This window comes from Actinacidiphila oryziradicis, from assembly GCF_005047355.1.
In the GTDB taxonomy this organism is placed as follows: domain Bacteria; phylum Actinomycetota; class Actinomycetes; order Streptomycetales; family Streptomycetaceae; genus Actinacidiphila; species Actinacidiphila oryziradicis.
This window is the reverse complement of sequence record NZ_SUMC01000009.1, coordinates 212,337-236,504: the sequence shown is the minus strand read 5'-3', so window position 1 is coordinate 236,504 and position 24,168 is coordinate 212,337. Positions and strand designations below refer to the sequence as shown.

16 protein-coding genes, 3 tRNA genes and 1 pseudogene are annotated in these 24,168 nt (G+C 69.8%); 11 read left to right on the top strand and 9 right to left on the bottom strand.

Annotation, left to right across the window (positions count from 1 at the left end):
* Positions 1–803: 803 nt before the first annotated feature.
* The 6 genes from FCI23_RS13385 to FCI23_RS13360 all read right to left on the bottom strand — a co-directional run bounded on the left by FCI23_RS13385 (position 804) and on the right by FCI23_RS13360 (position 9,806).
* Positions 804–1,631, bottom strand: coding sequence for an alpha/beta fold hydrolase (locus tag FCI23_RS13385; RefSeq protein WP_246143680.1), 828 nt, complete (start codon positions 1,629–1,631; stop codon positions 804–806).
* Positions 1,632–2,113: 482 nt separating this feature from the next.
* The gene (locus tag FCI23_RS13380) at positions 2,114–3,370 is read right to left on the bottom strand and encodes an extracellular solute-binding protein (RefSeq protein WP_136723726.1); all 1,257 of its coding nucleotides are present in this window, start codon (positions 3,368–3,370) and stop codon (positions 2,114–2,116) included.
* Positions 3,367–4,308 (bottom strand): hypothetical protein, encoded by a 942-nt coding sequence (locus FCI23_RS13375; RefSeq protein ID WP_136723725.1) that lies wholly within the window; start codon positions 4,306–4,308, stop codon positions 3,367–3,369. The genes FCI23_RS13380 and FCI23_RS13375 overlap by 4 nt, the downstream gene beginning before the upstream one ends.
* A complete protein-coding gene (locus FCI23_RS13370) occupies positions 4,305–5,771 on the bottom strand; it encodes a VWA domain-containing protein (RefSeq protein WP_246143679.1) in 1,467 nt (488 codons plus the stop codon). Before FCI23_RS13370 ends, FCI23_RS13375 begins: the two co-directional genes overlap by 4 nt.
* 46 nt (positions 5,772–5,817) lie before the next feature.
* Positions 5,818–8,109: a serine/threonine-protein kinase gene (locus FCI23_RS13365; RefSeq protein WP_169316788.1), complete on the bottom strand. Its 2,292-nt coding sequence runs from the start codon at positions 8,107–8,109 to the stop codon at positions 5,818–5,820.
* Positions 8,106–9,806, bottom strand: coding sequence for a S1 family peptidase (locus FCI23_RS13360; RefSeq protein WP_136723724.1), 1,701 nt, complete (start codon positions 9,804–9,806; stop codon positions 8,106–8,108). Before FCI23_RS13360 ends, FCI23_RS13365 begins: the two co-directional genes overlap by 4 nt.
* 90 nt (positions 9,807–9,896) lie before the next feature.
* Here FCI23_RS13360 and FCI23_RS13355 point away from each other — a divergent pair, with 90 nt between their 5' ends.
* The 3 genes and pseudogenes from FCI23_RS13355 to FCI23_RS13345 all read left to right on the top strand — a co-directional run.
* On the top strand, positions 9,897–10,193 hold the full coding sequence (locus FCI23_RS13355; RefSeq protein WP_136723723.1) for a trypco2 family protein: 297 nt from the start codon (positions 9,897–9,899) through the stop codon (positions 10,191–10,193).
* A gap of 319 nt (positions 10,194–10,512) precedes the next feature.
* Positions 10,513–11,049 (top strand): aldehyde dehydrogenase family protein, encoded by a 537-nt coding sequence (locus FCI23_RS63710; protein WP_136723722.1) that lies wholly within the window; start codon positions 10,513–10,515, stop codon positions 11,047–11,049.
* A pseudogene (locus tag FCI23_RS13345) lies at positions 10,950–11,342 on the top strand (ATP-binding protein); the annotation flags it as partial. The gene FCI23_RS63710 and the pseudogene FCI23_RS13345, both read left to right, overlap by 100 nt.
* Positions 11,343–11,488: 146 nt before the next feature.
* Here the strand turns inward: FCI23_RS13345 and FCI23_RS13340 are convergent.
* Positions 11,489–12,172 carry a TetR/AcrR family transcriptional regulator gene (locus FCI23_RS13340; protein WP_136723720.1) on the bottom strand — a complete coding sequence of 228 codons (684 nt, stop codon included), beginning with the start codon at positions 12,170–12,172 and terminating at the stop codon, positions 11,489–11,491.
* Between the two features lie 103 nt (positions 12,173–12,275).
* On the opposite strand from FCI23_RS13340, the gene FCI23_RS13335 reads away from it, so the two are divergent.
* From FCI23_RS13335 to FCI23_RS59495, 7 genes are all read left to right on the top strand, one after another.
* Positions 12,276–13,862 (top strand): acyl-CoA mutase large subunit family protein, encoded by a 1,587-nt coding sequence (locus FCI23_RS13335; RefSeq protein WP_136723719.1) that lies wholly within the window; start codon positions 12,276–12,278, stop codon positions 13,860–13,862.
* A 37-nt stretch (positions 13,863–13,899) separates the two neighbouring features.
* Complete coding sequence (locus tag FCI23_RS13330) at positions 13,900–15,504, top strand: acyl-CoA carboxylase subunit beta (protein WP_136723718.1); 1,605 nt, start codon at positions 13,900–13,902, stop codon at positions 15,502–15,504.
* Positions 15,505–15,777: 273 nt separating this feature from the next.
* Positions 15,778–15,852 (top strand) — tRNA-Asp (locus tag FCI23_RS13325).
* A gap of 4 nt (positions 15,853–15,856) precedes the next feature.
* Positions 15,857–15,930 (top strand) — tRNA-Phe (locus tag FCI23_RS13320).
* A gap of 249 nt (positions 15,931–16,179) precedes the next feature.
* Positions 16,180–20,184, top strand: coding sequence for an ATP-dependent RNA helicase HrpA (gene hrpA, locus FCI23_RS13315; protein WP_136723717.1), 4,005 nt, complete (start codon positions 16,180–16,182; stop codon positions 20,182–20,184).
* A 105-nt stretch (positions 20,185–20,289) separates the two neighbouring features.
* Positions 20,290–20,364: transfer RNA gene (locus FCI23_RS13310), tRNA-Asp, on the top strand.
* A 328-nt stretch (positions 20,365–20,692) separates the two neighbouring features.
* The gene (locus tag FCI23_RS59495; protein ID WP_322973828.1) at positions 20,693–20,884 is read left to right on the top strand and encodes a DUF6274 family protein; all 192 of its coding nucleotides are present in this window, start codon (positions 20,693–20,695) and stop codon (positions 20,882–20,884) included.
* Between the two features lie 383 nt (positions 20,885–21,267).
* Here the strand turns inward: FCI23_RS59495 and bldC are convergent, their stop codons facing one another.
* Entirely contained in the window at positions 21,268–21,474 is a 207-nt protein-coding gene (gene bldC, locus FCI23_RS13300) for a developmental transcriptional regulator BldC (RefSeq protein WP_027749187.1), read from the bottom strand.
* A 451-nt stretch (positions 21,475–21,925) separates the two neighbouring features.
* Positions 21,926–22,774 carry a hypothetical protein gene (locus tag FCI23_RS13295; protein ID WP_136723716.1) on the bottom strand — a complete coding sequence of 283 codons (849 nt, stop codon included), beginning with the start codon at positions 22,772–22,774 and terminating at the stop codon, positions 21,926–21,928.
* A gap of 179 nt (positions 22,775–22,953) precedes the next feature.
* Between FCI23_RS13295 and FCI23_RS13290 the strand changes: the two genes are divergently transcribed.
* Positions 22,954–24,099: a Leu/Phe/Val dehydrogenase gene (locus FCI23_RS13290; RefSeq protein WP_136723715.1), complete on the top strand. Its 1,146-nt coding sequence runs from the start codon at positions 22,954–22,956 to the stop codon at positions 24,097–24,099.
* Positions 24,100–24,168 lie beyond the last annotated feature (69 nt).

The following is a 24,168-nucleotide window of genomic DNA, read 5'->3' as shown; positions in this document are numbered from 1 at the left end:
GCGGGCGGGCCTTGGTGACGCTCTTCTTCTTCGGGGCCGGCTTCACGTGGCGCTTGGGCTCGTGCTGCTTGACGGGAACGATCTTGCGGAAGCTCATAACGGTCTCCTCGTCGGGGTGATTCTCTCTGCTTTCCTGCCGCCGCCTTCCGGCTTCGACATGGAAAACATTACGCGAGAAATCCAACCCCGGAAGCCAATTCTCCTTAGATAGCGATGAATTGAATCTGAGAGAGTTTCTCACAATGTGAATTAAATAAAAGCCGCAGGTCAGGAGGCATCCCATGCCTCGCCGAACGATGTAAGATTTTCGTTAGTTGCTTTTCCGGGATTCCGTCGTGACAAGACCCGGACATTTACACAGGCCCCTCCGCGCGGCGCTGCGATTCCGGCTCCGAGCCCACCTCATCTACCACTCACGCCCCTGGTGGTGGGGGCGCTGGGGCGCAAACGCGCCCGCGCCTCGCACACGGAAGAGGAGAGAGGGCGCCGACCACGGTGGTAGCCCTGTGTGTCATGGGTGCGGTGCAGGACGTCTTGGCCGGCCCACCAGCGATGGAAGTCCCGGTCGTGCAGGGATGGTTCGCCGATCAGTTCGGCGAGGTGGGGATGGCGGGGGGTCCAGCACCCGGTAGAGGCCCGGCCGCACCCGCTGCGGCGGCATCGAGCGGTGCCGCCGCAGCGGGTGGGCCCGGCCACGGCGAAGAGATGGTGACGCTCCGTGTCGTTGGGACCACCCGTGCGGGGTACTGCGGGAACCCGGTCGGCCGGACCCCGGGTGGACGCTGGTGCCGTATCGGCGGCGATCAGCGAGCGGGGCCCCGGCGCCTGCGGGCGCTCTTGACGAGCCCCGCGCCCGCCAGCACGGCTGCGCCGGCGACCGTGCCCAGCTCCATGAGGACCAGCGACTTGGAGCCCGTCGCCGCCAGAGCAGGTTTCGCGGGCGCCGACTTGGCAGCGGCGGCGGCGAGGATGAGATCGGTGACGGCGTCGGGGTGGGAGATCATGGCGACGTGCGACGAGCTGACCTCGATGGTGTGTGAGCCGGCGCGCTTGGCCTCGAAGCGTTCGACGTCAGGGGCGATGGCTTTGTCCTTGGTACCGACCAGCGCCCACGAGGGGATCGCCCTCCAGGCGGCCGCGGCGGCCCTGCCAGCGAACGCCGAGGCGGCGATGGGCCGTTGGGAAACGGCCATCTGCTGCGTCATGGCCGCGGGGAGATCGGCGGCGAAGACCCGACGGAGCTTGTCGGGCTGGAGGTACAGATCAGCCCCCATGGTGCCGTCGGCATTGCGGAACGGCACCGATTTGAGCGCCGAACTGAGTTCGCTGCCCCGGAACTTGGCCGCCAGCTCACTGAGCACTTCGCCCTTGTCCGGCATCAATGCGTCGATGAACACCAGCGCCTTCACCTGACGGTTTCCGTTCGCGGCACTGCTGATCACCGCACCGCCATAGGAGTGGCCGACCAGCACGATCGGTCCTTGAATGCTCTTCAGGACGCTCGATATGTAGGTGGAGTCCTGGGCGAGACCACGGAGCGGATTGGCCGGGGCGACCACGGGGTAGCCGGCCCGCTGCAGACGTTCCACCACAGCGTTCCAGCTCGAGGCGTCGGCGAACGCGCCATGCACCGCCACCACGGTGGGCCGGGGGCCGGCCGGGCCACCGGTTCTGCCGGAACCGCCATCGGCAGCGGCCGGAGCGGCGACGGACGCCAGGGACGTGAGCGCGGCTGCGAGGGCGTACCCCCGGCGTACGCGGCTCCGCGGACCAAGAACGCAAGACGCGGGCATGCGGATCTCTCTTCTCATGGAGGGAGGGCTGCTGAGCCCGAGCATTGCTGGGCTCCGCCGAAGGAGCACCCCCTCAGAGGCATGCGGGTGAAGCCGCGCGACCGTCCGGGTGATGATGCCGGTCAATGGGCTATGTGCAGCCGGCCACCGCCACCGACACGGCGGATCCCGCTGTCGGGCGATGGCGTGGGCTTGAGTTGCCTTGCGTCCGCCGAACTGCATGCGGAGCGCTTCGCGTGACGCGGGTGTCCATGTCGTTGCGTCCGAGCGAACCGGGCGGGATCCCGGTGGCGCGCCGGCGGAACATCATGTGCTCGACCTCAGCCGTGCCCGCAAACCGATGTGAGCCGTGCCGGGTCCCGGCGGGCACGCACGGTTTCCAGGACGGCGAGCTGGGTCTTGAGATCCCCGGTGGCGAGGAAGCGCAGCGCTGCGAGGGTGAAGGCGTCGCGCATCGCCGGAGGCATCGCGTCGGAGGCGTCCCAGCAGAGCTCGGCCGACGGATCGCTCAGCGTCGTGGCGATGCGCTCGGCGGTCTGGTCTCCCTTATAGGCCTCCCGCAGCACCTTTTTGTTCGCCGAGAAGCCCGACTTCGTGGTGTTCCAGGCCCGCTGTACGGTGTCCGAGGCCAGATACCGGATCAGCAGACTGGCCTGCCGCGTGTCCCGCAGCATGGCTGCCAGGTCCCCGGAGACCTCCCAACGGTTGGCGTTCGGGTCTGCTTCCGGGATGACCGCCGCGGAAGGGGCGTAGGTGCCGTGCACCTTTTGCCAGGAGTCGCGGACGAACGACGCCTGGTGCTCAAGCCGGCAAGTCGCCGGACGCTTCGCCGCTCCGCCCGAGGCCTTGTCGTAGTCAGTGGTCAGCGCCTTACTGATGTGCGGAGTGCCGGCGCCGACCAGGGCGCCCCAGGTGGTCCAGGCTCGCTGCACGCGCTGGTCGCTCCAGTTGAGATTGCCGGTCGCCCACTGGCTGTACACCTTCGAGCCGGCCTGTTGCAGCAGGATGTCCTCCAGCCAGTCCGTGCCGGGCCAGCCGGATGTAGCGCCGGATCCCATGCCCAGGCACCAGGCATCGGGCTTGGCCGCGGCCGCGGCGAGCCGGCCCGACGACAGTGTGGCGGGGTGCCACACCATGCTCTTGAGATCGGCCTTGACCGGCACCCAGTAGATGTGCGTCGTGCGGTGTGGCCCGGTCACCTTGGGCATCCAGGTGGTGCTGAAGTCCTTGGTGCCGACCAAGCTGTCCAGGGGCTGGAGGTGGCCGCCGTACGCGTAGTCCGCCAGTTCGCCCGGTCCGGGCAGAACCGCCACGTCCGGCGGCGTACCGGTTTCGAGGTCAGCCGCCAGCACCTGGCTCTCGGCGGAGCTGCCCTGGTAGATGACGTGGATCCGGTATTTCTTCTCGAACCGACTGATCACCTGGGCCGTGAAGTTCTTTTCGTTGTCGCCGGTCCAGTTGGCGAGCAGGGTGACCGAGCCGTTCCAGCGGTACGCGTTCACAGCCACGGCCAGCCCGGCGAGCAAAGCGAGGCATACGCCGAGGACGCCGAGGGTCCGAGTCCGTGGCCGCCTCATCGCGACGCCCTGAATCGGTACTCGGCGATGCGCGGCATCAGTCCCGCGACGATCAGCACCATGAGCAACGCCCCTCCGGCCAGGATCCAGCCGGCCGCCGCCGCCCGGAAGCCGGCACCCGCCATCTGTCCGGCCACCTGGGCCTGCGCGTCCGGTATGTGGATGCCACTCTGTGGCCGTATCAGCAGCGCCCCGGAGTGCGTCATCCCGGTTTGCGTACGCCAGGTGAACAGCCCGAGGGTCGTCGCGCCGGCGACGAGCAGGGCGGTGGCCGCGGCGAGAGGCCGATTCCAGCGCCGCCGGAAGCGCCGCCGCGAGAACCGCTGCGCCTCCAGCAGGGCCCCGCAGAGGGAGAGGCACAGCACCAGCACCGCGCTCCACCCCAGCCACAGCGGCCAGCCGAAGGAGGTCTGCCTGCTCACCACCTTCACCTGCTCACTCCGCAGTTCAAAGAGTCGGCCCATGACGGACGGGTCCCCCAGCGATTTGGTATTGGTGTCGCCGAGCACGCTCTGTGCATAGTGGAGGTAGGCCTTCTGGAGCAGCGATCCGCTCGACGCCTGGTTGGCCTTCTCGATCCAGCCCGAGTAGACAGAAATCAGTCCGGCCACCGTCTGGAGGGTCTGCCGGCCCCCGCGGCCGGTGACGTTGTCGGACGCGGCCAGCGCGAGGTTCTGGTTGGCGACCGAGATCTGGGTGTGGAAGTCGCCGGTCCCGGCAGCTCCCAGTGGCGCGTCCCGCTGCGCTCCCTGCTGGGCCTGGTCGAGCGCGTACTTCACGGTGTCCACCGCGAGCACCCCCGGAGCACTCGACGACGACAGCGGCACGGCGTCGCCGTTCACGGCCTGGTACGCGCCGAACAGCGCGACGGTGGCCGCCGCACCGAGTGCCAGCAGCAGCCAGAGCCGGCGGGCCAGGTCCCGCGCGGTGGCGCTCACGGCCGGGCCTCGAAGCGATGGCCGCACAGCGGGCAGAACTTGGCGCTCGCGGGCGTCTGCTCACCGCATGCCGGGCAGGGCGCCGTAGCGTCGGGCTGTCCGCCGGGGCCGGTGGCGGCGCCGGGTCCGTCCAGTTCGGGCCCGTAGGTGCTGCGGCTGCTGGCGGTGATGAGGTGCTGGAAGTCGACGGGCAGCAGATCGGGGCGGAGCCTGACCCGGCCGGCGGCGGCGTCATGGATCTCCACCAGCCGTTCCAGCTGGGCGAGTTGCTGCCGGGCGCCGACGCTGTGGGCGAGCGCCACCGCCCTGCCCAGGTGCCGCTCGGCCAGATCCGGATCATCGTGGCGGTAGGCGTCGGACGCGCCCGCCACGGCCCGGCCGAGCTCCTGGTACAGCCGGAAGTGGAGGACCTGGTCGTCCGTCCGCTGCGAGAGGACCGGGTCGTCGGTCCAGTGCACGACGCACGGCTGGGGCGGCGGCAGGAGCGCCTCCCCGCCGTCGGGCAGATCGACGCCGACGACGGCGAGTTGCAGGTCCTCCCGGCGGGGGCGGCCGGCGGGGTCGGTGGACAGGCACAGTTGGTACCGGCGGGTCTCGTCCCCCCATGCCCGGGTGACGAATTCGGACGCCCCGTCGCCGGGGGCCACGCCGGTCCCCGTCAGGCGCGTCTCGGTGGGGTAGACCTGCTTGAGGTAGCGCACCGTGCTGCCGGGCGAGGGAACCACCCGGATCACCAGCTCCGGAACGGCCTTGGTGAGCAGGCCGCGTATCAGCTTCTGGTACTCCCCCGGCAGGTCCGACTCCGCACGCACCGCGTCGGCGCTGCCGTGCAGGCGGCTTGTGACGCGGAGCAGTTCCTGTGCATCCCAGCCGTCGCCGATGCCCCAGGCGTCGCAGACGAACTGCCCGTCGCAGACGTCGAGGACGCCCGCGAGCGGTAGCTGGTCATCGTGTTCGTTTCTGCCGTCGGTGAGGAGCAGGACGTGCCCGATGGGCGCGGACTGTGCTGCCAGCAGCCGGCGGCACAGGTCCAGCCAGGTGCCGACGGAGGTGCCGCCCGCGGCGAGCAGACGGTGCACGGCTCGCTCCGCGTCCGAGCGCAGCGCGGCGGTGGCCCGGGGCATGGGCCCGGTGGCGGGGTAGGCCGTCTCCGCGGTGTGCGTGCCCTGGACGACGGCGAACGGGGTGCCGTCGGGCAGCATACGCAGCGCCGCGACGGCCGCGTTCTTGGCCGCTCGGAATTTCTCCTCCGGCCGGTCCATCGAGCTGGAGCAGTCGATGACCAGGACCTCGGCCAGTGCCGGACCCGGACCGGCGCCGCCCGCGCCGTCGACCCGGACGGTCAGGATGGCATGCATCTCCTGCTCGCGTGCCCCGGCGGGCAGGTATTTCTGCTGGCTGACCGTAAGGCTGACGGTCGGCCTCCCTTTCGGGTGTCCCGTGTGCTCCGCGTGTGCGTCCACTGTGCCCGTGCTCCTCGCCCCCTCGTCGCCACGCTTGTGGCGGATCTCAAAATCTGGTTTCGGGCCGGACGGCGTACGCCCGGTCGAGCAGGTCACCGCGTTCGTCGGCGTTCTGCGCCTGGTCGGCGAGATTCCTCAGCGACTCGAAGAGCAGCGCGGCCAGCGGCCGTGGGCCGTCCGACGCCCCGAAAAGCGCGCCGTCCGGCAGGCCGGAGACGCCCCGGAAGCCGGCTTCCCGTCCTTCTCCCGGGCGGCAGCCGAGCACGTTCTCCCGGATCTCGGCGACCAGCCGGTCCCTCGACTCGCCCCCGTCGAGGCGCAGTTCCTTCAGCCGGTCGTTCACCTCGCGCAGTCCGGCCGCGGTCGGGGCGGCGCCGGAGAGCCGGCCCGCGAGCACGCGCACCGCCGCGACCCGGGCGGCGTCGAAGTGCCGCGAGGTCGTGGGGACCTTGTCGAGCACCTGGACGGCCGCTTCCCGGTCACCGCGGCGCAGGTGGACCCGGGCCAGGCCGAAGGCCGCACTGCCCTGGGTCCGGTCCCGCTGCCAGACGGCCTCGTAGTACTGCTCGGCCTCCGGCTCCGCGCCGCCGAGATACTCCGAGCAGTAGCCGAGGGCGAGCTTGGGCGCCCACTCGCCGGGCAGTGCGGCGTAGGTGGCGGCGAATTCGCCCTGCGCCTGGCTCACCTGGCCCTGCGTCATCCGCAGCAGGCCCCGGTGCCAGGAGAGCCGCCAGTCGTACCCGGCGGTGTCCGGCCCCATCAGGCCGGCGGCCTCACCCAGCCAGCGGGCCGCGGCGGCCTGCTCCGGATCGCGGCCGCTCAGGTAGGCACGGCACAGCCACAGGGCGACCTCCACGGTGCGCAGCGCGGGATCGTGTTCCGCCCGCTCGGCGATCCGTTCCGGGCTGTCGGCGGCGAGTCCGCCGAGCAGGACAGCGGCCGGGTCCTGTGGGTCGGGGATGGGAACGGGCAGTCCCCGGATGACCTCCTGGGGGCTCGGCGCCCCGCTGTCCAGGTCCGGCGGGCCGTCGCCGGGACGCGTCGTCCAGTGGCCCAGCGACGGGATCGTGCCGAGGGCCGAGCCGAAGAGCACCGCGGTCGGCTCGAAGCGGGTGGACCGTTCGGGGTACTGCTCGTGCCGGCTCAGGGCGCGGTTCTCCCGGAGCACCTCCCACAGCTGGCGGGACATCTGCGCCGCCGATGTGAAGCGAGCGGCCGGGTCGTCGTGTGTCGCGCGCCGGATCAGCCGGTCGAAGGAGCGGGCGGCGAGGCCGGTGCGCGGGACGGCTCGGGCGGCGAGGGCCTGCAGCATCCGGCCGACGGTGTAGAGGTCCGTGTCGATGTGGAAGCCGCGGCTGTCGCGTTCCTTCTTCGGCGGCGCGAAGTCCGGGGTGTAGACGAGGCCGGACGCGCGGTCGTCGATCCGGCGGACCGCGCCGAGGTCGATGACCTTGATCTCCCGCCCGTAGTGGATGACGTTGTCGGGCTTCATGTCGCAGTACAGGAGACCCTGGTCATGCAGATACTCCAGGGCGCCCAGGATCTTGCAGCCGTAGGTGAGGACGTGGTCGGTTCCGAAGGGTTCCCCGAAGAGTTCCTCCAGCTCCTCGTCGGAGGCGTAGAGGAGTTGGTCGAGCGGGCGGCCGCCTATGTACTCCATGACGATGTACCCGGTCGGTTCGGCTTCCCCGGCGACACGGTGTTGTACGTAGGTGATGATGCGGACGATGTCCCTGTGGTGCAGCGTGGTGAGCGATCGGCGCTCCTCGACGGCCGCCCGGCGGGAGACGGCATCACCGGTGTTGATCAGCCCCTTCAGAACCACGCGATGGTCCGGCAGCCGGGTGTCCTCGGCGAGGTAGACCCAGCCCAGTCCGCCGGCGGCGAGATAGCCGAGCACGCGGTAGTGCTCGCCGACCCGGTCGTCGGGCCGCAGTTGGGGCTGGAACGAGTACGGGGTGCCGCACTCCGGGCAGTAGCCGTGGTCCGGAGCCGGCCGGCCGCCGTAGCCGACGCCGATGGTGCCGGTGCAGTTCTTGAAACCGCACCGCCGGCCGCCGGTGGGCGGGCGGGCGGTGGTGCTGACGGCGTCGGCCGGGGCGGGCTCGGGAATGTGCGGCAGCAGCACCAGGCCGTCCCGGTCGAGGTCGCCTGCCGCCGAAGGAGCGCGCCGGACCGCGGGGGCCGGGCCCGTCTGCGGGGCGGGGGCGGGGGGCGGCGCGGGCCGGGTGGCGCCGCCCGGCGGCAGGCGGTGGCAGGTGTCGCAGAAGCCGGTGGCCATGATGCTGCCCGCGCAGCCGGCACGGCCGCACGGCGTCGGAGCCGGCGTAGGAGTCATAGCGGCGAGGCACCTCCCTGTCCCGGTCTCTTGCGTCCCCAGCGCTCCACGAAGTGGATGTAGCGGTGCACCGCGGCCTCGGCCGCCTCCAGATCGCACGGCTTGGTGTGCAGCAACTCGTACGCGTCCCGGTAGTGGGTCTCCGCCTCCAGGTCCTCCCGGTCCGTGGCGCCCTGGTACAGCGCGTGGTACGCGGTGAGCCTGCCGCGTAGCTCGTCGCGCCGGCGCAGCAGCGCGTCGAGCCGGGCGATGACCTTGTCCAGCCGGGCGCGGGCCCGGCCGGCGACCCGTTCGTAGGCGGCCAGCTCCGGGCTCTGCCCGAGGCCGGCGACCACGCCCCGGGTCCCGGCCAGGTCCTCCCGTACGGCGTGGGCGCGCACCAGGGCGTCGACGGCCGGGCCGGTGTCCGCCCGTACGGCGGCCATGCGTTCGTGCAGCGCGACGGCCAGCGGGCCGGTGATCTCGTCCAGCTGCCCGACGAGACGCTCGTAACGTCCCTGCGTCGGTCCGATCACCAGCTCGGACTGGGCGCGCCGGTAGTGCGTGTCCGGGGTGCGGAAGACCAGCAGCAGCCGGCTGCCCTGGGCCATGAGCATCACCAGCAGATCCAACAGCGCGGGCGGATCGGCGGCCTCGTCGACACCCGCCACGACCAGGGTGAGGGTCACCGGCGCGGACCGGATCCGCTCGATCACCGGGTCGCCCGGGTGCTGCCACAGGCCCATGCGCTCGGCGATCCGCTCCGCGATCCGGGCCGCGGTCAGCCCGGCGGCGTCCACCGCGAGGTCGTGGCCGCCGGCCGAGGGCACGGTCTCGGGCGGGTCCAGCGAGGCGCGGCCGGTGGATGCCCGGGTGCGCAGCTCCCGGTCGGCCAGGGTGATCGCCCGGCGCAGCGTCGCCGCCCGCGCCCAGTCGTCGGCGGGGACCAGACTGATCTTCACCTGGCGTCCATCGCCCCGGAACCAGCGGGCGAGCCGCTGCGCGAACGGCTCGTCGAGCAGCGCCTCGTCACCGCCGGAATCCCTTGAGCGCAGCTTCTCGTCCACCGCCGTTCTCCCCCGGGTCCACTCGGCGACCTGGGGCAGGTGCTGGACGATGGTCTCGGCGGGGCTCATGAAGGAGAAGCCGCTTCCGTCGCTTTCCTGAGCGCTCAGTACCATCCCGATGACCTGACCGGTCCGGACGTCCACCACGCCCGCGCCGCTGCATCCCGGGCGGGCCAGCTCGCCCGGGGTCTGCGGCCCCAGCTGCACCTGCCCGTCCCGCCCGCAGCCACCGATGATGGTGGCCCGGAGCCAGATGCCCCCGTTGTACCCCTTCGGGAAGCCGTACATCCGCACTTCGCGGTTCGGCGCGGACAGCCGGTACAGCGACACCGCTTCGGCGGCGGGGCGCGGACGTTCCAGCCGCAGCAGCGCCACATCTCCGCTGGGATCGCCGTCCGCGTCCAGGGTCTCCGGTCTGTACGCGTCATCCAGCACCCACGCCGGTACGGACGGCACCTCGTGACCAGGCGCTCCGACGAACTCCGCGGTGACCCGCTCCCCCTTGGCAACCACATGGGCGCAGGTGAGGACCCGGTCCGGGCTCAGCAGGATCCCGGTGCCCGCGATCTTGCCGTTGTCCCGCCGGATCCGGGCCGCCCAGTGCGGCGTGTCCAAAGAAGTCTCGACACCGATTCCCCCGTCGGCCTCCATATCCGGACACTATACGCGCGGGGCTGTGTCATGTCCCCGTTCGTGCGCCATACTTGGCGGCCGGATGACAGTGATCGTCGGGGGTACGAAATGGTGGAGCCGCCTGATTTCGTAGGGCTGGCCGAGGTGATCCGCCAGGTGCGCGGCGAACTCGAACAGGCCCGCCAGGACGGGGAGAACCATCAACTGGGCTTCACCGTGGAGAAGGTGAGCCTGGAGTTCACGGTCCAGGTCCACCGCTCCGGCACCGGCCGGGGCGGACTGCGGATCGGTGTCGTCACCGCCGAACTCGGCGGCACCGTGGACCAGGGGACCACGCACCGTGTGCAGGTGGACCTGCAGCCGGAAGGGGAGGACGGCGGCCGGTTCACAGTCGCCCGGCCGTGACGGTTCCCGCACTCCTTTTGGGCGGCTCGGTTCGCCTCCGTTCCGCTCAGTCGCTGTCGACAGTCGATCGTGCTCGACCCGCTCGTTCCTCGCGGGCCTCCGCGCGTTCTCCTTTTCGACAGCGACCGCTCCACTTCGGCTCACTCGCCGAGGGGGAAGCGGCGCCGTGGGCGAGTCCGCCGGGAGGGCGGGGCAGACCCCCTGAACACCAGATGCCCCCGGCGGTCGGCCGGGGGCATCTGCGTGTTCGTACGGCGTACGGAGCCGGTCCCGTCAGGCGATTCTGTCGGTCAGGCCCACGGACAGGTACGCCCGGTGGATGGCCTTGCCGGCGTTCTCCCCCCTTCACCCACGTCTCGGTGCTCTCCAGGCGCACACTCGTCTTCGGGTCGATGATCATCCGGTCTCGGAAGATGCTCCCGCTGAACGCCAGCTCTGTCCCGACGCGCCCGGCGCTGTCCTTGACGGTGCCGACGAGCTTGACGCCCTTGATCTGCGCCAGCGCCTTGAACAGCCCCGCCCGCAGCTTCGGGCTCGCCGGGGCCCCGGTCCAGTAGCTCGCAGCGGTCTGCCGCCACGGCAAACCTCGTTCGGCCTGGCCTCCGGTGTCCGGACCCGCGACATCGGGCGCGGCCACCGGATGGCCGCCGCCATCCGGGCGGGCGTGGTGCGGGTCAACACCTACGGCTGGTTCGACGTCGCCGTGCCGTACGGCGGATTCGGGCTCAGCAGCTTCGGCGAGGCGCTGGACGTACCGACGCAGACCAGGTGGCGACCTGGGACCTGCCCGCTGACCCCGCGATCGTCGCCCACTCCCGCAAGCTGGCCGCGGACCAGCTGTCGGCGTGGGGGATGAAGGGGGCGACGTTCGTCACCGAGCTGGTGGTCAGCGAACTGGTCACCAACGCGATCAGGCATGCCGCCGGCCCCATCCGGCTACGGCTGATCCGCGACGGCTCCCTCGTGTGCGAGGTGTCCGACGGCAGCAGCGCCGCCCCCCATCCGCACCGCGCCCGTGTCATGGACGAGGGCGGCCGTGGCCTGCTGCTGGTCGCCCAGCTCACGGAGCGCTGGGGCAGCCGCCAGACCCCGACCGGCAAGACCATCTGGGCCGAACAAGCCCTCGCGCCGGACTCTCCCATCCCGTAGCCGGAGGTTCGGCCAAGGGTGCGGGGCGAACGCGACCGGCTCCGGCTGCCCCGCGCAGCCCACCGGCGCCTGGGCGCGCACACGATCAGCCCACCCACCGACAGTGGCCACCGGCCACACGCGGGCAGCGGACGGTGATCGGCCCTTCACTCGGGCGTGCCCTCGATGAGACGTCGTAGCGAGGGGAGCAACGCGTCAATGTGCCGGTCGGTGGTGAACGCGACGACCGTGGTGCCGCCGTCGCCACTGCCGCCGTGAGAACCGGGGGCGGGAAAGAGCGCGATGACCTCGCGCATGGCTTCGTCCACCTCCCCGACGGGGTCGGGGCTCTCCCCCCGGAGCCATCGCCGCAGCACATGGTTGTGAGCCGCTACCACCGCTGCGGCCATGAGCTCGGCTTTGAGCGAAGCCGACTCCGTCGAGTCGCCCATCCAGTCGGAGATGAACTCCCGGAACAGCCGCTGGTAGCGGGCCACACTGGCGATCTCGCGGTCACGGAGGGCGGCCACCTTGCTGGTGAGCGCGTACCGCCGGCGCGCGAGCTCGCCCTCGTCCAGATAGTGGAGCAGCACCAGGCGCACCGCGTCGGAGACCGCGACCAGCGCGGTGCTGGTGCTCGACGTCGCCAGCCGGTCCCTGATCAGCTCCAGCAGCCGGTCGTGGTCGGGGAAGATGACGTCTTCCTTGCTGCGGTAGTGACGGAAGAACGTCGTACGCCCCAGCCCGGCCCGCTCGGCGATGTCATCGACGGTGGTCTGCTCGTATCCGCGCTCGTCGAACAGGGCGAACGCCGCCTCCGCGAGTCGCTCCCGTGCGCCTGGCTTGCTCATGACCGCTCATCCTTGCCCGTCTGCGCGCTCCGATGCCACTTGCCACCCACAATGGTACTAAGTACCGTCGAGGTGATATCGAGTTCCACGGAGGCGATTCTGAATGGATTCCGCTGCGCGCACCGAGTCCGGCCTGCCGCTCCGGGCGGTCTACGACGCCTCCGCGACGGAGGGCTTCGACACAGCCGCCAAGCTGGGTGATCCGGGCCGGTTCCCCTACACCCGCGGTGTGTACCCGTCGATGTACACGGGGCGGCCGTGGACCATGCGGCAGTACGCCGGCTTCGGCACCGCGAAGGAGTCCAACGAGCGCTATCACGAGCTGGTCAACGCCGGCACGGGCGGTCTGAGCGTGGCGTTCGACCTGCCGACGCAGATGGGCTACGACTCCGACGAGGCGATCGCCCAGGGCGAGGTGGGCAAGGTCGGCGTCGCGATCGACACGATCGACGACATGCGGACGCTGTTCCGGGGCCTGCCGCTGGACAAGGTCTCCACATCGATGACGATCAACGCCCCCGCGTCGACGCTGCTGCTGATGTACCAGCTGGTCGCGGCCGAGCAGGGGGTCGCGGGCGACCGGCTGACCGGCACGATCCAGAACGACGTACTCAAGGAGTACATCGCCCGGGGTACGTACATCTACCCGCCGAAGCAGTCGTTGCGGCTGACCAGCGACATCTTCGCGTACTGCCACCAGGAGATCCCGCGCTGGAACACGATCTCCATCTCGGGCTACCACATGGCCGAGGCAGGGGCCACGCCCACGCAGGAGATCGCGTTCACGATCGCCAACGCCAAGGAGTATGTGCGCGCCGCGATCGGCGCGGGCCTGGACGTCGACGACTTCGCACCCCGTCTGTCGTTCTTCTTCGTCGCCCGGACCACGCTGCTGGAGGAGGTCGCGAAGTTCCGCGCGGCCCGCCGGATCTGGTCCCGGATCATGCGCGAGGAGTTCAACGCCAAGAATCCCAAGTCGCAGATGCTGCGCTTCCACACCCAGACCGCCGGGGTGCAGCTGACCGCGCAGCAGCCCGAGGTCAACCTCGTACGGGTGGCCCTGCAGGGCCTGGGCGCGGTCCTCGGCGGAACGCAGTCCCTGCACACCAATTCCTACGACGAGGCCATCGCCCTGCCCACCCAGAAGGCGGCGCGGCTGGCGCTGCGCACCCAGCAGGTCATCGCCTACGAGAGCGACGTGACCAAGATCGTCGACCCGTTCGCGGGGTCCTACGCGGTGGAGTCGATGACCGACGATCTCGAAGCCGCGGCGCTGGAGCTGATCCAGGCCGTCGAGGACCGCGGAGGCGCCGTATCGGCGATCGAGCAGGGCTTCCAGAAGTCGGAGATCGAGGGCGCCGCGTACCGGTTCGCGCTGGAGATCGAGGACCGGGAGCGGACCGTGGTCGGGGTCAACAAGTTCGTCCTCGACGAGGAAGAGCCCTACGAGCCGTTGCGGGTCGACCCCCGGATCGAGACCGAGCAGTGCGAACGCCTCGCGGAGCTGCGCAAGGAACGCGACAACGACGCCGTCGAGCGGGCCCTCGACGCCCTGCGCACCGCCGCCCGGGGGACGGGCAATGTCCTGTTCCCGATGCGCGAGGCCCTCAGCCTGCACGCGACCGGCGGCGAGGTATCCCACGCCCTGCGCGATGTGTGGGGCGGGTACGTCCCGCACGACACGTTCTGACACCGACCGGTCCCCTCGACAACCCACGGAGTGAACGATGAGCGCCGAACACGCCCAGGTGAGTGACGCGGGCCTGCACACCACCGCCGGGAAGATCGCGGACCTGCGCCGCAGGATCGACTCGGCGGTGCACGCCGGTTCCTCCGGCGCGGTGGAGAAGCAGCACGCCAAGGGCAAGATGACCGCACGGGAGCGGATCGAACTGCTGCTGGACGAGGATTCCTTCGTGGAGTTCGACCAGTTCGCCCGGCACCGGTCCACCAACTTCGGCCTGGAGAAGAACCGCCCCTACGGCGACGGTGTGGTGACCGGGTACGGCACCGTGGACGACCGTCAGGTCGCCGTCTTCTCCCAGGACTTCACCGTTTTCGGCGGCGCGCTCGGCGAGGTCTACGGCCAGAAGATCATCAAGGTGATGGACTTCGCGCTGAAGACCGGCTGCCCGGTCATCGGCATCAACGACTCCGGCGGCGCCCGGATCCAGGAGGGCGTCAGCGCACTCGGCCTGTACGGCGAGATCTTCCGCCGCAACACCCACGCCTCCGGTGTGATCCCGCAGATCAGCCTGATCATGGGCCCCTGTGCGGGCGGCGCCGTGTACTCCCCCGCGATCACCGACTTCGTGGTGATGGTCGACCAGACCTCGCACATGTTCATCACCGGCCCGGAAGTGATCAGGACCGTCACCGGCGAGGAAGTCGGCATGGAGGAGCTGGGCGGTGCCCGCGCGCACAACAGCACATCCGGCAACGCCCACCACATGGCGGGGGACGAGAAGGACGCCATCGAGTACGTCAAGGCGCTCCTGTCCTACCTGCCCTCCAACAATCTGGAGGAGCCCCCGGCCTACCCGGAGGAGGCCGACCTCGCGGTCAGCGCCGAGGACGAGGAGCTGGACACCATCGTCCCGGACTCCGCCAACCAGCCGTACGAGATGCACCGGGTGATCGCACACCTGCTGGACGATGCCGAGTTCCTGGAGACCCAGGCGCTGTTCGCGCCCAACATCATCACCGGCTTCGGCCGCATCGAGGGCCGCCCGGTCGGCATCGTCGCCAACCAGCCGATGCAGTTCGCCGGCTGCCTCGACATCGACGCGAGCGAGAAGGCCGCGCGCTTCGTCCGCACCTGCGACGCCTTCAACGTCCCCGTGATCACGCTGGTGGACGTCCCCGGCTTCCTGCCCGGCGTCGGCCAGGAACACGAGGGCATCATCCGGCGCGGCGCCAAACTGATCTTCGCGTACGCCGAGGCCACCGTCCCGCTGATCACGGTCATCACCCGCAAGGCCTTCGGCGGCGCCTACGACGTCATGGGCTCCAAGCACCTGGGTGCCGACCTCAACCTGGCCTGGCCCACCGCCCAGATCGCCGTCATGGGCGCCCAGGGCGCGGTCAACATCCTGCACCGCCGCGTCCTGGCGGAGGCCAAGGACACGGAGGAGGAAGCCGCTCTGCGGCAGGAGCTGATCGCCGACTACGAGAATGCCCTGCTCAACCCGTACGAGGCCGCCGAGCGCGGCTACGTGGACGCGGTGATCACGCCCTCCGGGACCCGTGCACACCTGGTCAAGGCACTGCGGACGCTGCGCAACAAGCGTGAGGCGCTGCCGCCCAAGAAGCACGGCAACATCCCGCTCTAGACCCCGCGCCCCAGCCCGAGCCCCCCGTGAAAGGCCTGACCAGGGGGCTACCGGGCCGCAGGTCACACGTTCAGGGGGAGGCCCGAGGTCTGATACGCTGATCCAGCGGCAACGGGCTACCAAAGCGTGTCCAACCGGTCACCGGGAATCACCAGACCGGCGAGGACGGGGAGGCAGTCCGACCGTCGCAAGGAGTGTCGGCTCACGACGGGAATACCGTTGGGAGCATGCCACAAGTGTGTGCGAGACTAGTTTTCGCGCACCGCACAGCAAGGTCCTGTGGAGCAGCTTGGAGTGCTCGCCACCCTGTCAAGGTGGAGGCCGCGGGTTCAAATCCCGTCAGGACCGCTGCGGCTGGGTAGCTCAGTTGGTACGAGCGACCGCCTGAAAAGCGGTAGGTCGCCGGTTCGACCCCGGCCCCAGCCACCGCACGACGAAGACCCCGCTTCCGGCGGGGTCTTCGTCGTATCAAGAGATGTCACGGCGTGAGCCTTTCCAGCAGCACCAGCGCCTCCGTGAGCTTGTGCCGCTCCTGCTCGCTGTACTGCGCCTGTCGGATCGGCCTGTACAAGATGTCGGGCCGCGGCCCAAGGGCCCGGTCCCGCCCGGGCCGGCGCCGGGCGGGACAAAAACGGTTCGCCGCATGCGCTCAGCAGATGCGATCCTTGACCGCGTATGTCTACGCACCCGGCACCCAACGCCTCCGCCACAGCCCCCGCCACCTCAGCCACAGCCGCCACCCCAGCCCCCGCCACCTTCGCCGACCTCGGCCCAAGGCTCGCGGAGCTGACGCTGCGCGATGCCCAGCGCCTGGGCCGACGGCTCGAGGGGGTGCGCCGTATCCGCAAGCCGGAGGCACGTACGGCGGTGCTGGCGGAGGTAGGTGCGGAGATCGCCAAGGCCGAGGCCAGGGTGGCAAAGCGACGGGCGGCCATACCGGCGATCAGTTACCCGGAACAGCTGCCGGTCAGCCAGAAGAAGGACGACATCCTGGCGGCGATCCGCGACCACCAGGTGGTGATCGTCGCGGGCGAGACGGGCTCGGGCAAGACGACCCAGATCCCGAAGATCTGCCTGGAGCTCGGCCGTGGCGTCAAGGGCTTGATCGGCCACACCCAGCCCCGCCGGATCGCGGCCCGCACGGTCGCCGAGCGGGTGGCCGAAGAGCTGCGCACCCCGCTCGGCGAAGCAGTCGGCTGGAAGGTCCGCTTCACGGACCAGGTGGGCGACAGCACCCTGGTGAAGGTGATGACGGACGGCATCATGCTGGCCGAGATCCAGACCGACCGCGAGCTGCGCGCATACGACACGATCATCATCGACGAGGCTCATGAGCGCAGCCTCAACATCGACTTCATCCTCGGCTACCTAGCCCAGCTGCTCCCCCGCCGCCCCGACCTCAAGCTCATCATCACCTCGGCGACGATCGACCCGGAGCGCTTCTCCCGCCACTTCGGCGACGCCCCGATCGTGGAGGTCTCGGGCCGCACATACCCCGTAGAGGTCCGCTACCGTCCGCTCCTGTCCGAGGACGCCGAGGAGGACGAAGGGGACCGCGACCAGATCACCGCGATCTGCGACGCCGTCGACGAGCTGCAGCGCGAAGGACAGGGCGACATCCTGGTCTTCCTCTCCGGCGAGCGGGAGATCCGCGACACGGCCGACGCGCTCAACAAGAAGAACCTGCGCTTCACCGAGGTGCTCCCGCTCTACGCCCGGCTCTCCTCCGCCGAGCAGCACCGGGTGTTCCAGCAGCACACCGGCCGTCGGATCGTACTGGCCACGAATGTCGCCGAGACCTCGCTCACCGTCCCCGGCATCCGTTACGTGATCGATCCGGGCACCGCCCGTATCTCCCGCTACAGCCACCGCACCAAGGTGCAGCGCCTGCCGATCGAGCCGGTCAGCCAGGCCAGCGCCAACCAGCGCAAGGGCCGTTGCGGCCGGACCAGCGACGGCATCTGCGTCCGGCTGTACTCCGAGGAGGACTTCCTCTCCCGCCCGGAGTTCACGGACCCGGAGATCCTCCGTACGAACCTGGCCTCCGTCATCCTCCAGATGACCGCCGCCGGCCTCGGCGACATCGCGCGCTTCCCCTTCCTGGAGCCGCCGGACGTCCGCCACATCAAGGACGGCGTCCAGCTGCTCGAAGAGCTCGGCGCTCTCGACCCGACGCAGAAGGACCCCCAGAAGCGGCTCACCGGCATCGGCCGCAAGCTCTCCCAGCTCCCCGTGGACCCCCGGCTGGCCCGGATGGTCCTGGAGGCCGAGCGCAATGGCTGCGTACGCGAGGTGATGGTGATCGCGGCTGCGCTCTCCATCCAGGACCCGCGTGAGCGGCCGTCGGAGAAGCAGCAGGCGGCCGATGAGAAGCACCGCCGGTTCGCGGATGTGACGTCGGACTTCCTGGCGCTGCTCAACCTCTGGAACTACATCCGGGAGCAGCAGCAGACGCTGTCCTCCTCCGCGTTCCGCCGGATGTGCCGCACCGAGTTCCTCAATTACCTCCGTATCCGTGAGTGGCAGGACATTTTCAGCCAACTGCGTGCGGTCACGAAGACGATGGGCATCCAGATCGCCGAGGGCGGCCAGGCAGAGGACGCCGCCAACCCGCAGCACATCCACACCTCCCTTCTCGCGGGGCTGCTGTCGCACATCGGGCTGAAAGATGCCGAGAAGAACAACGAGTATCTGGGTGCCCGCAGCGCCAAGTTCGCGGTCTTCCCCGGCAGTTCGCTCTTCAAGAAGCCGCCGCGCTGGATCATGTCCGCCGAGCTGGTGGAGACCTCCCGGCTCTGGGCGCGGGTCAACGCGAAAATCGAGCCGGAGTGGGTCGAGCCGCTCGCCCAGCATCTCGTCAAGCGCACCTACAGCGAGCCGCACTGGGAGAAGGACCAGGCCGCGGTGATGGCGTACGAGAAGGTCACGCTCTACGGCGTCCCGATCGTCGCCCAGCGGAAGGTGAACTACGGGCGAATCGAGCCGGAGACGAGCCGCGAGCTTTTCATCCGCAATGCGTTGGTGGAGGGCGACTGGCGTACCCACCATCAGTTCTTCCACGACAACCGCAAGCTGCTCGCGGAGGTCGAGGACCTGGAGCACCGGGCCCGCCGCCGGGACATCCTCGTCGACGACGAGACTCTGTTCGATTTCTACGACGCCCACCTCCCCGAGGACATCGTGTCCGGGGCGCACTTCGACTCCTGGTGGAAGCACAAGCGCCACGAGGAACCCGAGCTGCTCAGCTTCGAGCACTCCATGCTCATCAACGAGAACGCGGAAGCCGTCACCAAGGACGACTACCCGGACTCCTGGCGGCAGGGAAAGCTCAAGTTCCGGGTGACCTACCAGTTCGAGCCGGGCGCGGACGCGGACGGCGTGACCGTCCACATCCCGCTCCAGGTGCTCAACCAGGTCACGGCGGACGGATTCGACTGGCAGATCCCGGGCCTGCGCGAAGAGGTCGTCACCGAGCTGATCCGCTCCCTGCCCAAGCCGATCCGCCGGCATTACGTCCCGGCGCCGAACTACGCGAAGGCGTTCCTGGACCGGGTGGTCCCCGTCCAGGACCCGCTGCCGGACACGCTCGCGCACGAGCTGCAGCGCATGGTCGGTGTGCCGGTGACGGCGGACGACTTCGACCTGTCCAGGGTCCCCGGCCATCTGAGGATCACCTTCCGGGTCACGGACGAGCGCAAGCGCAAGCTCGCCGAGGACAAGGACCTCGACGCGCTGAAGCTGAGGCTCAGGCCGAAGACCCGGGAGGCGATCTCCAAGGCCGCCGACTCGATCGGCATCGAGCAGCGCACCGGCCTCACCTCCTGGGCCGTCGGGGCCCTCCCGCGCACCTTCGAGACCCGGCGCGGCGGCCAGCCGGTCAAGGCGTACCCGGCGCTGGTCGACGAGGGCGCGAGTGTGGCCGTACGCCTCTTCGACACGGAGGCCGAGCAGACGGACGCGATGTGGGCCGGCACGCGCCGGCTGATCCTGCTGAACGTCCCCACGAACCCCGCGAAGTTCGCCAACAGCCAGCTGTCGAACCAGGCGAAGCTCGCCCTCTCGCGCAGCCCGCACGGCTCCGTACCGGCCCTCTTCGACGACTGTGTCACCGCCGCCACAGACAAGCTCATCGCCGACCACGGCGGCCCGGTCTGGGACGAGGAATCCTTCGGCAAGCTGTACGACAAGGTCCGCGCCGACCTCGTCGACACGACGATGCGCACCATCGGCCAGGTCCAGCAGGTGCTGGCCGCCTGGCAGGCCTGTGAGCGCCGTCTGAAGGCCACTACGAGCCTCGTGCTGGTCGCAAACCTCGGGGACGTCAAGGAGCAGCTGGCGGCCCTCGTACACCCCGGTTTCGTCACCGCGGTGGGCCTGCGCCGGCTGCCGGACCTGCTGCGCTACCTGGTCGCCGTCGACCGGCGGCTGCAGCAGATGCCGACGGGCGCCCAACGGGACACCACCCGCATGGAGAAGGTCCGCGAGATCCAGTCCGAATACGCCGAGCTACTCGCCGCCCAGCCGGCCGGCCGTCCGGTCCCGGCCCCGGTGCTGGAGATCCGCTGGATGATCGAGGAGCTACGGGTCAGCTACTTCGCGCACGCGCTGGGCACGGCCCGCCCGGTCTCGGACAAGCGCATCTTCAAGGCGCTGGACGAGGCCTGGGACGGCCGCCGCTGACCCGCCGCCCCCCGGCGCGGGACCGCCGAGAAGCGGTTCGACCGCACGCCCTGACCTGCTGTACAGTCTTCCTCGCAGCGCAGGAAAGTTTGGCGCGGCGAATCTGGTCCTGTGGAGCAGCTTGGAGTGCTCGCCACCCTGTCAAGGTGGAGGCCGCGGGTTCAAATCCCGTCAGGACCGCAGTCTCGGTACGGCCCGCATCCCGAACCAGGGAGCGGGCCGCACCTGCGTCGGCACCCCACGAACCCGGAGGCAGCGCCCGCGGCGAAGCCGCAAAAAAGACGCAGCAAATCCCGTCAGGACCGCAGTCTCGGTACGGCCCGCACCCCGAACCAGGGAGCGGGCCGCACCTGCGTCGGCACCCCACCAACCCGGAGGCAGCGCCCGCGGCGAAGCCGCAAGAGAAACACCGTAAATCCCGTCAGGGCCCCACCGCGCCAAGCGTGTTGGAGCCGTTGAAGCCCGGATCCCCCTGGATCCGGGCTTCTTCGCGTGGTACGCCTGGCACATGACGATGACGTCAGGGGGTAGGCCTGAAAGGCGAGCACTGCTGCGCGCGCATCTGGCGGCTTCGGCTGGCCGGGGGCGCCATCTGACCCGGCACTGTCCGGTCTGCCATCGGCTGTTGCGGTTGGCCCTGGAGTCACCGGAAGGTCCATTACCGCACGGGCGCAAGCAGGGACAAGAGGGTGATGTGTGACGGGTGTCACTCGAACAGTTCCTACCGAAGGGGAACTTGAGGGCCACTGTGCACACGTCAATTTAATATGTGAAATTGCACTGTCCACCGGAGTGCGACCGGTCGAACACACCGCCACCCGCAGGGCCCCCGCGAGGCCCCGGCAAGGCCGCCGCCGGCCCCACGCCGGGCCGCCGGAGATCGGCCACCAGCCGACCACGGAGCAACCACAGTTCGGCCCCGGAGTGGCCGAAGACACAAAAAAATCGCACCGGAGCCGGCGGACTCCGGTGCGATCAACGCATCCGTTGGGCACTCTGATGGGGGCCAGAGAGCCCGGTGGAGTGGGCGGCCTACGGAGTGGGGGCTCCGTGTGACACCCGGGTAGAGCGGGTTAGTGCTGGTCAGACCTCGCTGCGCTGCTGCGGAATGCCCGCCAGTAGTGCGCGGACCTCCGCTTCGCGGTAGCGGCGGTGTCCGCCAAGCGTGCGGATGGACGTGAGCTTGCCAGCCTTGGCCCAGCGCGTGACCGTCTTCGGGTCCACCCGGAACATGGTGGCGACCTCAGCGGGGGTCAGCAGCGGCTCGGCATCAGGGGTGCGAGCGGTCATGAGCGGCCTCCTCGAGAGAACCGAACCAACGCGGTTCTTTCCTCTAAATTCTGCACCTTGACCCGCGTTGCCCGAAATGGTGGACGCGGGCCGAGTCGGTAATAGGACGAACGGCTTGTCCTCGGCACTACAACTACACCATCCGTCCAGCCGTGTCGGCCAAACCGATGGATTTGCCCTCGCAGGTGTTCAAGCTCGGCGGAAGCCGATGGACCATGCCATAACGGACAGTCACTCCAAGGTAACGATCAGTCACAGTGAACCCACGAGCCCCAGCCATACCCCAACGTGGGCAAGCTCATCCAATCCACCCAAAGCTGGGTGCAAGGTGGACGGAAGGGACCCTTCGGACCCATTGTCCCAATTTTGCACGAGAGGTGGGTATCCCGGCAAGAGCCCCAAACGTGCTCTTCGTCACCCTAAGGCCAAAGGTACGCTCTCTGAGACCGTCTCAACTCGCATACTGCAGCTCCCGGATGCTTCGCCAACGCTCGGCGAGGCGTTCGTACGCCTCCCCGGCCCGGGTGCTGTCCCCCTCGCGCAGCGCCGCCAGCCCCTCCGCGGTGTCGGCCGCCGAGTGGTCCTCCGCAAGGCCGTTCTCGGGGATGATGTGCACCAGCCCTCCGTAGTCCAGTTCGACCATAGAACGCGGGTGGAACTCCTCCAGCCAACGCCCCACCTCGACCAGACCCTCCACCAGCGGCCCCTCGTCCAGCGACTCCTTCAGCACCCGCAGCGCCCGCGCCGTGCGCCGCCGGGCCTGCACCATCGGGGTGCGGTAGCGCAGCACCGGCTGCTTGGACTCGCCTCCCCCGGAAGGCTCGTAGGTCCGCTCGGCGTCGTCGAAGAGCACAAACCACCGGACCGGAACATGCCACGTCGCCGAACGGATCCAGGGCCGCGCGTCCGGGTTCTCCGCCCGCCACTCCTCGTATTCCGTGGTCGCCGCGCTCCGGATCCAGGCGGGCAGCACCGCGTCCAGCACCGGCTCGGGCAGCAGCTCCTCCAGCGCCTCCAGCGCCTGCCAGCCGCGCAGCCGGGTGCGCCAGGGGCAGACATGGGTCACGCCGTCCACCACAGCCACGAAGGCGTCCCCGCTCTCCCGCACCGGCACAGGGACCGGAGGGACGGCCGTCAGGCCCGCCAGGGACTGCCGTAGCTCGTCCTGAGCGGTCCGCCCGGGGCCCGCGGCGGCATAGCGGTACCAGTGGGTGCGTTCGGGCTCCGGGAAGGCCGCCAGCGGCTCGTACACCCTCAGGTACGCCGCATACGGGACCAGCAGCACCGATGACAAGCCCACGCCCACTCCCTCAGTCCCCGCGACAGGTCCCGCACTCGAATCGTCCCACGCCCCATTCCACCCGCGAAGGTGATCCAACCCACTCCTCCCACCGAGGCCGCCCCCGGGCAATACCCTGAGGCCAACAGGCCCTCCACACCCGTAGGGAGGGCGCCCACAGGACATCGGGAGTCACCACCGTGACCGACGTACGTCAGACAGACGGCATCGTCTCCAAGCGCTCGCTTCTGGATCAGATCTGGCGACCGGAGCAGGGAGGCCATGAGCAGGTCATTCTCTGCCAGGACCGCGACAGCGGCCTCAAGGCCGTCATCGCGCTCCACTCCACCGCCCTGGGCCCCGCCCTGGGCGGCACCCGCTTCCACGCCTACGCGACCGATGACGAGGCCGTCGAGGACGCCCTCAACCTCGCCCGTGGCATGACGTACAAGAACGCCCTCGCCGGACTCGACCACGGCGGCGGCAAAGCGGTCATCATCGGCGACCCGACTCCCAAGTCCGAAGGCGGCGACAAGACCGAGGCGCTGCTGCTCGCCTACGGCCGCGCCGTCGCCTCTCTCGGCGGCCGCTACGTCACAGCCTGTGATGTCGGCACCTATGTCGCCGACATGGACGTCGTCTCCCGTACCAACCAATGGACCACCGGCCGCTCGCCCGACAACGGCGGCGCCGGCGACTCCTCCGTGCTCACCGCCTGGGGCGTCTTCCAGGGCATGCGCGCCGCCGCCCAGGTGCGCTGGGGCGAGCCCACGCTGCGCGGCCGCCGGGTCGGCATCGCGGGCGTCGGCAAGGTCGGCCACCACCTCGTCGAACACCTGCTGGAGGACGGCGCGACCGTTGTCGTCACCGATGTCCGGGCCGAGGCCGTCGCCCGAGTCCGGGCCAGGCACCCCGAGGTCACCGCCGTACCCGACTCCGCTGTGCTGATCCGGACACCACTGGACGTCTACGCCCCCTGTGCCCTCGGCGGCGCCCTCAGCGACGCCACGGTGCCGGTGCTCACCGCCTCCGTCGTCTGCGGCGCCGCGAACAACCAGCTCGCCCACCCCAGCGTCGAGAAGGACCTCGCCGACCGGGGGATCCTCTACGCGCCGGACTACGTCGTCAACGCCGGCGGCGTGATCCAGGTCGCGGACGAACTGCAGGGTTTCGATTTTGACCGAGCCAAGGCCAAGGCCACCAAGATTTATGACACAACCTTGGCCATTTTTGATCGCGCCGCCGCCGACGGCGTCCCCCCGGCCGCAGCCGCCGACCGCCTCGCTGAGCAGCGCGTTGCCGACCGCACCCCCGCCGCCCGCTGGCTCCGCCCCACCGGGGACTGAGCCCGCCCCCTGGCGCCTGCCCGGCAGGAAGGGTGCCCGGACGGCCGGGAAAGCTCCAAAAGGTGACTG